Genomic DNA, 9208 nt, shown 5'->3' on the forward strand with positions numbered 1-9208 from the left:
GGTCAGGGGTTCGAATCCCCTTAGCTCCACAGGAAAATCGCAGGTCAGAGGTGCCATCTGAGATAACGTCGAGGGTTACGTAACGTATGGCGTAACATTGGCGGTTGTGGCAAGCATCCACGCGCAGAAGAACCGCACCGGCAACAGCTATCGGGTGCTGTGGCGTGCTGACGGCAGACAGCGCTCGCTGACCTTCGAAAACCTGCCTGCCGCAGAGCGTTTCAAGACTCTGCTCGAGGACCACGGCCCCGAGGAGGCGCTGCGCGTCATCGAGCTCGACGAGATCGGGCGCCACGTCCCGACAGTGACCGAGTGGTTGCACACCCACATCGACAACCTCACCGGTGTGCAGCCGGCGACTCTCGCGCGCTACCGCACCTACGTCACCCGCGACATCGACCCCGTGTTCGGTTCCATGCCGGTGTCTGCGGTCACCGAGACCACAATCGCGCGGTGGGTCCAACAGCTGGGCGGCAGCGGCAAGACGATCTCCAACAAGCACGGTTTCCTGTCGGGGGCATTCAACGCGGCGGTGCGCGCACAAGTGATCGCGTCCAACCCGTGTCAGGGTCGTCGCTTGCCGCACACCCGGGTGACTGAGACCGTGTTTTTGACCCCGCCAGAGTTCGTTTTGCTGCGCGACCACATCGAGCGGGACCGGTGGAAAAACCTGGCGACGTGGCTGGTGAGCACCGGCATGCGGTTCTCGGAGGCCACTGCACTGACGCCGGCCGACATCGACGCCGAGGCACGAACCTGCCGAATCACCAAGGCCTGGAAATATTCCGGCGATTACCGGCCGGCGATCGGGCCACCCAAGACCCGCAAATCGATCCGCACGATCAGCCTGCCGCCTGCAGCCCTGGAGGTCGTCGACCTGAGGGCGCCCGGGTTGGTGTTCACCAACGGTGCGGGCAATCCCGTTCGCGCCCAGGAGTTCTTCAACGGCGGCTGGAAACCGGGCCGTGATGCTGCTATGAAGGCGGGCCTGACGAAGTGCCCGCGCGTGCACGATCTGCGTCATACCTGTGCGTCGTGGATGATCGCTGCCGGTGTTCCGTTGCCGATCATCCAGCAGCATCTGGGCCATGAATCCATCCAGACCACGATCGGTGTGTACGGGCATTTGGACCGGCGCAGCGCTCAGGTGGCCGCCGATGCCATCGGATCGGCGTTGGGCTAACACCGGTTTGAGGTTCACCGCTGCTGCTCACAGTAAGCCGCGCGAGGAGGTGGCACGGTGGTGCGGGCGGCGGGCATCGGTCGGGCGTTCGGGTAGGAACGGTCGCGTGGGGTGTTATGCGCCGCGCTGGGTGTGCAGTCGTCGGCTGAATCTGCTGTGTTTTGACAGACCCGACGGTGAGGGCGGATCGGCGGGCCTCGCGTCGATGCACATCGATTCGATGGCGGCTTCGATCTGCGCTTCGGTCATGGCCCACCGGCCGGCGCGTTTCATCGCGGCGAAGGTGCGATCACGCAGCTTGGCTCGAAGGTAGGACTCGGACAATCCGAGGATGCGGGCTGATTCGGCGAGGTCGTAAATCGTCGGGATCATGGGGTTTTCCTGATACCGCCCCGATGGTCGGAGCCGTTACTCTTCATCGTTCTCGGTCGTGATCCGGATCGGCAAGCCTCGGGCTGAACGTGCAACACAGCATGGCTTTGATGGACATCGGCCGGTGCCCGATCCTGAAGTTGTCTGTGCGGTCGCCGATCCTGCATAAGCCACACGGTAGGTAGGCGGTTGAGTTTTCGTCTACCAGTACACCCGGATTCGGCGCGAAGTTTCTCGAATCGCTTGAAAGTCAACCATTGTCAACCATGCGTGTGGACAAACGTCGATCCTCGCAAGTCGAGCGCGCAGGTGGGAAAAGACGGGTGCAGCGCGGGGTCGACAAGTCCGTGATACCCGACTGGCTATCGTTTCGATGTGGCGAGGACGGGGCCGACGCCCGGTCGTCTGGCGCGGCTTGCAGGAGTCTGGTGAAGATCGGCCCGATCACGCACCGGAATGTCGCGACGGGCGTTGGCCGAAGCCTGAAGCCGGGGGCGCGGCAGTCGGCAATTGCGGATCGAATCCCGCGCGCGGCAGCCGTCGCTGGCCGTGCTGGCGCGCATCCTGGCCGCTGTCGACCTCGAGGCACGTATCACGGTCAAGGATTACGAATCCCCGATCCCATACTGGATGCGAAGGATGCCTGCGTTGCTGACGACGCTCGCCTTATTAGGGGCCAACGAGCATCGCACAAAGAGAGCCGGTCTTAGAGGCTTACGATGTGCCAGGCGACGTGGTGGTGTTCGGGTCAGCCTTGGCGCCCCTAGCTGGCGGTGGTCGAGCTCTTTGTCGTTGGATGGGGCGTTGGCTGGCACGACCGAGGCCCGTTGGTCGACGGGCAGCGTTGCCGCGCAGATGATGCCCCAGGATGACGAGGAGGCGCTCGATCGATGACCACTTGGGCCCGCTTCTGGGCTGTCGACTTTCACGTCCACACACCGGGTTCGCAGGATGCGAAGGACGAGAATTTTGGCTCGCCGCGGGACATCGTCGATGCTGCCATCGCCGCCAAGCTCGACGCCATCGTCATCACCGATCACAACACGGTCTCGTGGTGCAAAGACGTCGCCGACGCCGCCAATGGCACGCCGTTGGTCGTTCTGCCCGGTGTCGAAATCAGCACCAACGAGGGCCATCTTCTCGCTGTGTGGGAGCAAGGAACGGACCCTGGCCTGATCGAGGAGGTGCTCGTAAAACTCAATATCGGCCAGGCCGATCGAGGCAAGCTGGACATTGCAGCCGATGTCGGCTTTTCTCACGCGGCAGAGAAAGTGGCCGCTTCCGGCGGCGTGGCCATCCCCGCTCATATCGAGAAGGACAAGGGCTTGATGCGGCTCACCGTCAAGGCCCACGTGAAGGAAATACTCCTTGACGACGCCATCAGCGCCGTCGAGGTGGTCTACCTCGAAACGATCGAAGACGTGCGAAACAGCCTTGCCGAACAGCGGAATCTGGCCTTCGTCCGCGGATCGGACACATGGAACAAGGACCAGAGTTGTCACGCGCTGTCCGGCATCGGTGCCCGGCGCACGTGGGTCAAAGCCAGTCGACCAGACCTGGTCGGCATCCGCCACGCGTTGGCCGACCCGGCGTTGCGCATCTCTCTGGAGGAGCCGCCCGCGGCGGGCTCGTACACGTGCATTGAAGACATCGAGGTCATAGGCGGGTTCCTCGGAGGCCAACGGATCGAATTCTCACCTGATCTGAACTGTCTGCTGGGCGGGACGGGCGCAGGAAAATCGCTGATTCTGGAGGCGACACGATTCGCGCTGAACCAGCAAGTGGACGCCGACGCCTTCCCCAACATTCGCCGCGAGATCGACTCGCGTATGGCGAAGGCGCTCATGAACAACAGCACGGTCGTGCTGCACGTGGCGTGCCAGGGCAAGCGGTACCGGATCGAACGCACCTTCAACGCCGGCGGATCGCCCACTGCGCGAGTGCTTCAGCAAGCCGGAACCGATTGGGCCGAAGTCGATGTCGACCCGACAGTCCTCTGTCCCATCGCCGCGTTTTCCCAAGGCGAGATTCTCGAGTACTCCCGAGAACCGGTCGGCCGCATGACCCTTGTTGATGCGTCCATCGATCTCGATGAAGTCAACGAGTCGATCGGCTCGACGATCGGCGGTCTGCGTGCCAACGCCCGCAAACTGATCACCGCCCGCCGCCGGGTCCAGAAGCTGGAATCCGAGGCCGGCCACGAGGCCGAGCTCAGCGACCAGGTGCGCCAACTCACCGACCTGTTCACGACCGACACAGTCAAGGAGCAGTCGGGTTGGACCAAAGAGCAAACGACCCTGCAGCGCGCCAAGAAGAGTGTCGATGACGTGGAACTGCCCGAGTTCGACCTGCCAGACGCCGAGGTCAGCGAGTCGATCGCTGGAAACGCAGGCATCTTCGCCGAGGTCAGCACCGCGCTCGGACGTCTCCACCAGCGGCTCGGCGCCGGGGTGAAGGAGATCGGTGCGGCGCTCGCAGAGGCATCCGGCGCTCTGGCGCGGATCCAGGGCGAATGGGCGACGCGGTTCGAAGGATTCAAACAACGCCTCGACGAGGAGCTGGAGAAGATCGATCCCGAGGCCTCGCTGACGTCATTGCGCGCCAGCCTCGAGCAACTGCAGTCGAAGCTGACCCAGGCCCAGGCGGCGAAGACCGAACTCGAAGAACGGGCACTGCCCGAGCTGGCCCGGCTGCAGCGCGAGCGTGAGGAACTCATCGAGGCCCTTCATGACGCGCGGCGCAAACGTCGTGAGATGCGTCGTGCGCGAGTCGTGGAACTCAATACGAAGGCTGCCGGCTTTGTGAAGCTGGACGTACCCAGCCAGGGCGACGATTCCGATTTCCGCGATGCGCTCGACAGGATCAAAGTCGGGTCGCGCGTCAGGGACGAATTCTTGAATCAGCTTGCATTGCGGACGCATCCACTGAAATTCGCGCGAAGCATGTGGGCGCAGGAGCTCGCCGACCTCGTCAACACAGAGCACGGAATCGATATGGCCAGCCTCGCAAAACTGCTGGCCAACATCGATGAACGCAATCTGTGGGAAGAGCTTCTGGAGCTGCAGTCGATTGACCGTCCTGATGTCCTCACCATCAAGTTCAAGAAGCCGGACGACCATACCTACACCGCGATCGAAGAACTTGCCCACGGCCAGAGGTGCACGGCGATCCTCGTGATCTTGCTCGCCGACGGCAACACTCCGGTCCTGGTTGACCAACCGGAGGACGCGCTGCACGCACCGTGGATCGAGGAGTACCTCGTTGATCGGCTGCGGTCGCTGCGTGGGAGTCGGCAGTATCTCTTTGCCACGCGTAGCCCCGGCATTGTCGTCAGCGGCGACGCTGAGCAGATCGTGACGATGAGGGCAACCGCAGGACACGGCGAAGTCGAAGCTGTGGGCTCGCTCGAACGCTACGAGCTCAACGCGTTGGCGCTGGAACATCTTGAAGGGGGGCGGATCCCGTTCAGCCGACGCACCTTGAAGCTGAAAGTCTCGGTCGACCCGCCGGCACCTTAGAGATAGAGCTGCTTGCCACGTTCGGCCGGACGCCGAGCGGTGGCGCAACCAAATCGCAATGTCAGAAGCGATTTTCGAGCATGATCACCAGCTTCCGGCCGGAGCAGAAGGAGCGCCGTCGATTGATTCCTCTGATGAAAAGTCGTCAGTTTTTGATGGATAATGAAGAGTATCCACCATTCATACGAAATGCGATGCGGTACAGCGTGTTACGAGCCGCACTAATGCGTTAGTGCCTGGCGTCGTCTTTGTGCGGGCGCCGCAGTCGCGGTCGCGGTTTTGCGTGTGTCCGACACGTTATGACGCGGCTGGTCCAGCGCGATTCTGTGTGTCGCCCGCTCTTTACACTTGGTAGGGCGTGAAGCTCAGATACCGAGTTGGCCGATGTGTGGCGCGTCGGGGGCTGCGGTGATGTCTTGTTCCGTGCGGTGTTGCGACGTGTAACCGTTTGATTGTCTGCGATTTCGGTTTTTCTGGATGGTGAGTCCACACTCGTGTAGTGCTTCGCGCATGATGTTGGCTATTGCTACTGATTGGTGTGTTGCAACAACTTTGATCGTTTCGATTGCGGCGAGCGCGGTGACTTTGTCAAGTGCTGCCTGTCGGGCCAGTCGTTGCGATAGTGGGTTTTCGGGGTCGTTGTGGTGATCGTCGAGGAGGATTCCTGCGGCGTCGCAGCGGCTGTCTCGGTTGGCGTGGGCGAACTCAAACAGGGCGCGATCGAGCGGGCGGAATTTCGACCAGCCCGCAGCGTGCATCCAGCGGCGTGGGGTGGTCTGCGGCATGGTGTCGAGTGCTCGTGCGGCGTCGGCGTTGGTGTGCCAGGTTCGCAATCGAGCGGTTTGGTGCAGTGTGCATCGCAATATTCCCATAGCACGGTCGTCTTCTTCGAGCCAGAGCCAATATCCCGAGAGCAGGGTTGAGGAGACTAGTGTGGCGGCGGCGGCGATCTGTGTTCGTGACTGGTTCCAGCTCGCGCACAACGCGGCGAACTCTGCGGTCACGATCTGCGGGGCCACAGGGGTGCGGTGGTGAACACTGAGGCGACTCTCTGGGGGCTTGAGATCTTGAGCCTGAGCAGCTTCGGCAACCAGGAACCTCGAGAACCGGTGTGCGGCGAAGGCCAGTTCGGCGAGTTCCTGGAGTGTGCAGTCCTGAGCGCGGGATCTATGCCCGAGCGCAGCGTGATAGTCGGTGTAGAGGTTCCAGAGATAGTCGATACTTTCAAAGGCGGCAAGTTCCCTGCCGACCAGCGGTGCGAGGGCCGGGGTGAGTCGGGGGACCAGCGGCGTGCGTGGCAGCAGTTGGGTTTCCGAAGTGTAGTGGGCGAGTCGTCGCTCAGGCGCCGACACGGTACCGATTGCGCGCGCCGTGTCAGCGTCTCCTAACGCGTGACACACAGCAATTGCGGCGAACCGCATCTGAATCATGCACAGCATCAACGTATCTGAGAGAACATCGGTCGAGCGGTGAGCATCGGTCGGCGAGTGCTCTTCGTCGAGATGGTGCACTGCCTCGTACTCGGTTCGCTGATCAGCTTGTTGTCCGTCGATGAGCCTGCACAGTGCGTGGTACACGCCAGCAGGGCATATAAGCTGATCAGCGATTCGCATATGCTCATGGTCGACGTCAATGACACCTGCCGTGCGCGGGTGGTCGTCAAGATCGTCGAAGCTTTCACTTGCAGCAATGTCGGCGGTGTATCGGCCTAGCGCGTCCATGGCGCTGTGGGTCCACGCTCTGGCGATAAACGACTCGATCGTTTCGTTACGGCGGCGCGCGATACCGGCAACCAGCGCGAGCAGTAGTGTCCATCGGCCAAGTTGTTGCCGCAAAACGATGGCCGCGCCGACAGTTTGGCCGGCCAGCATCAACCGCAGAGCCGCGATGGTGCTTTGCAGGCTCCATGACAGATGTGTCGGCCACGGGCTCTCATGCGGCGTTGCATGCTGCGTCAGCTGATGACCTCCGCGGATAAAGACCGCGTCCAATTCGCAGATCGACAGCAGATGCGGAAGGCAGTGGTTCATCGAGACTTGGGCAACCGCATCAAGATTGTCGATCCGAATCGAGTGACGACTGATGAGTGTCTCAGTGAGTCGTGCCGGGCCGCTTGCAGCGACGCGTTCATATGCGTCGACCGTGGGTGGAACGTTCTGAGCGCGCCGTTCGGCCTTTACCCTCCCACGCTCCACTTCTTTGCGCGTCGGTTGCACCTGACCGAGCCTGCGGTCGAGCTTGTGGCGACTCTTGCGTCCCATAGCGTTTTAAGCCTTACCAATTACGTGTGCGAAGCTGTGCCATTGCGCACGGGCGAAGCGGACCGCACTGGCAGAGGCGGCCACCCAGTGTCTGCTTGGGCTCGGGCTTTCCTTGCATGGCCGCAGCGTAAAGCGCAGCGCGAAAAGCCGTCTACCAAAGCGCCGGAAATAACTCGCGGGACTGCCCCGGGTTCAGTTGACTCGCGGGGTGTGATTTTCAGGCCGCGGTTGCGACTGGTGTGTGGAGCAGTTCGAACTCTATCGGGGTGAGCCTGCCGAGTGCGCGTTGCCGGCGGCGTCGGTGGTAGGTCCGCTCAATCCACGACACGATCGCAAGGCGCAGTTCGGCTCGGGTGGTCCAGCGTCGCCGGTCGAGCACGTTGCGTTGGAGAAGGGCGAAGAACGACTCCATGGCAGCGTTGTCCCCGCACGCACCGACGCGACCCATCGATCCGTGTAATCCGTTGTGTGACAGTGCGCGGACGAAGTTTCGCGAGCGAAATTGACTACCCCTGTCCGAATGAACCACCGTCGCGGCAGGCGAACGCAGCGCCACGGCGTGATCCAGGGCTGCCACCGCCAGCGAGGACTTCATCCGCGAGTCCATCGAGTAACCCACGATCCGGTTGGAATAGACATCTTTGATGGCGCAGAGGTAGAGCTTGCCTTCATCGGTGCGATGTTCGGTGATGTCGGCCAGCCAGACCTGGTTGGCGGACTGGGCGCTGAACTGACGCTGCACGAGGTCGTCGTGGACCGGTGGCCCCGATCGACGGTTCAGTCCTCGCTTCTTGGCGAAAATCGACCAGATGCGCTCTTGGGAACATAACCGTGCGACACGGTTCTCGCTGGCGGAGATCCCGCGCCCGGGAAGTTCGTCGGCGATGAATCGGTAGCCGAATGCGGGGTCGTCGGCATGGATGTCGCGGGCGGCGTTGATCAGGTGCGCATCATCCCAATCTCGCTGTGATACAGGTGCTTTGCGCCATTTGTAGAACGCCTGGGTGGAGAATCCCAGGACCCGGCAGGTCACCGTGACGGGCACGCCGTCATCGGCAAGGTCGAGGACCAGCGGGTAGATCATTTTGGGTTGGCATCCCGGGACAGGTAGCCGACCGCGCGACGCATCACTTCAGCCTCCTGCTCGAGGAGCTTGATCCGCTTATGCGCCTCGCGCAGCTGCGCCGACACATCACCAGAGGCCGCCGCAGACCCCGGCCGGTTGGCACCGTCCTCGCGGTCGGCGATCTTGAGCCAGCGATGCAGGCAGGCCTCCGAGATCCCGAAATCCTGCGCGATCTGGCGCAACGGCGCCTCACCCTTGCGGGCCACGGCGATGACATCGGCTCGGAACTCAGCGGGAAACGGCTTCGGCACGAGATTGATCCTTCCAGCAAGGACGAATCCTCACAGGTCAGGAGTCAACCAAACCGGGGGCAGTCCCCGCTGTGAATATCGCAGACCGGTCGCGACACAACGTCGGTTCTCATTTTGAACCGCTCGCACGCGCAGGGAGCGCCGTGCGCTCCTGTGCCGTCATCAATCTGCTTGAAAGGTAGCCATTGTCAACTACACCGGTAGACAAACGACGATCCTTCTTGGTGACAGGGCGCAGGCGGTCGCCTGATCCAGCGGTGGTGACACACCAATAATGGGCAATGAGCTACCACCTCGGTGTTGGCGAGGATCGTGCCGCCCAAGATTGCTCACATGAGACGGCCTGCCGGAAAACTGCTCCGCATCGTCACAGCGCGCACCCGGTATGTCGCAACGGAGTTGGCCAGCGCTGCGGGGGTGCTGCGGTCGATGATTGCCCGCGGACCCAATCCGGTCCGCGGCAGCCGCCGGTGCCGGTTTAGCGCGCATCTTGGCCA

At 62.2% G+C, this 9208-nt stretch carries 5 protein-coding genes; 2 read left to right on the plus strand and 3 right to left on the minus strand.

Annotation, left to right across the window (positions count from 1 at the left end; translation table 11 throughout):
* Positions 1 to 106: 106 nt before the first annotated feature.
* Complete coding sequence (locus AC2VOG_RS20875; RefSeq protein ID WP_486941721.1) at positions 107 to 1183, plus strand: tyrosine-type recombinase/integrase; 1077 nt, start codon at positions 107 to 109, stop codon at positions 1181 to 1183.
* A 114-nt stretch (positions 1184 to 1297) separates the two neighbouring features.
* On the opposite strand, the gene AC2VOG_RS20880 is transcribed toward AC2VOG_RS20875, so the two are convergent.
* Positions 1298 to 1555: a MerR family transcriptional regulator gene (locus tag AC2VOG_RS20880; protein WP_062894722.1), complete on the minus strand. Its 258-nt coding sequence runs from the start codon at positions 1553 to 1555 to the stop codon at positions 1298 to 1300.
* A gap of 1091 nt (positions 1556 to 2646) precedes the next feature.
* On the opposite strand from AC2VOG_RS20880, the gene AC2VOG_RS20885 reads away from it, so the two are divergent.
* Positions 2647 to 5073 carry an AAA family ATPase gene (locus tag AC2VOG_RS20885; RefSeq protein ID WP_486941722.1) on the plus strand — a complete coding sequence of 809 codons (2427 nt, stop codon included), beginning with the start codon at positions 2647 to 2649 and terminating at the stop codon, positions 5071 to 5073.
* Between the two features lie 365 nt (positions 5074 to 5438).
* On the opposite strand, the gene AC2VOG_RS20890 is transcribed toward AC2VOG_RS20885, so the two are convergent.
* Both AC2VOG_RS20890 and AC2VOG_RS20895 read right to left on the minus strand, forming a co-directional pair.
* Positions 5439 to 7334 (minus strand): hypothetical protein, encoded by a 1896-nt coding sequence (locus AC2VOG_RS20890; RefSeq protein WP_486941723.1) that lies wholly within the window; start codon positions 7332 to 7334, stop codon positions 5439 to 5441.
* 217 nt (positions 7335 to 7551) lie between these two features.
* A protein-coding gene (locus AC2VOG_RS20895) for an IS3 family transposase (protein ID WP_406814382.1) occupies positions 7552 to 8711 on the minus strand; the annotation gives its coding sequence in 2 pieces (ribosomal slippage) (positions 7552 to 8420 and positions 8420 to 8711; 1161 coding nt in all).
* Positions 8712 to 9208 lie beyond the last annotated feature (497 nt).

The organism is Mycobacterium sp. TH-M11 (genome assembly GCF_057473725.1).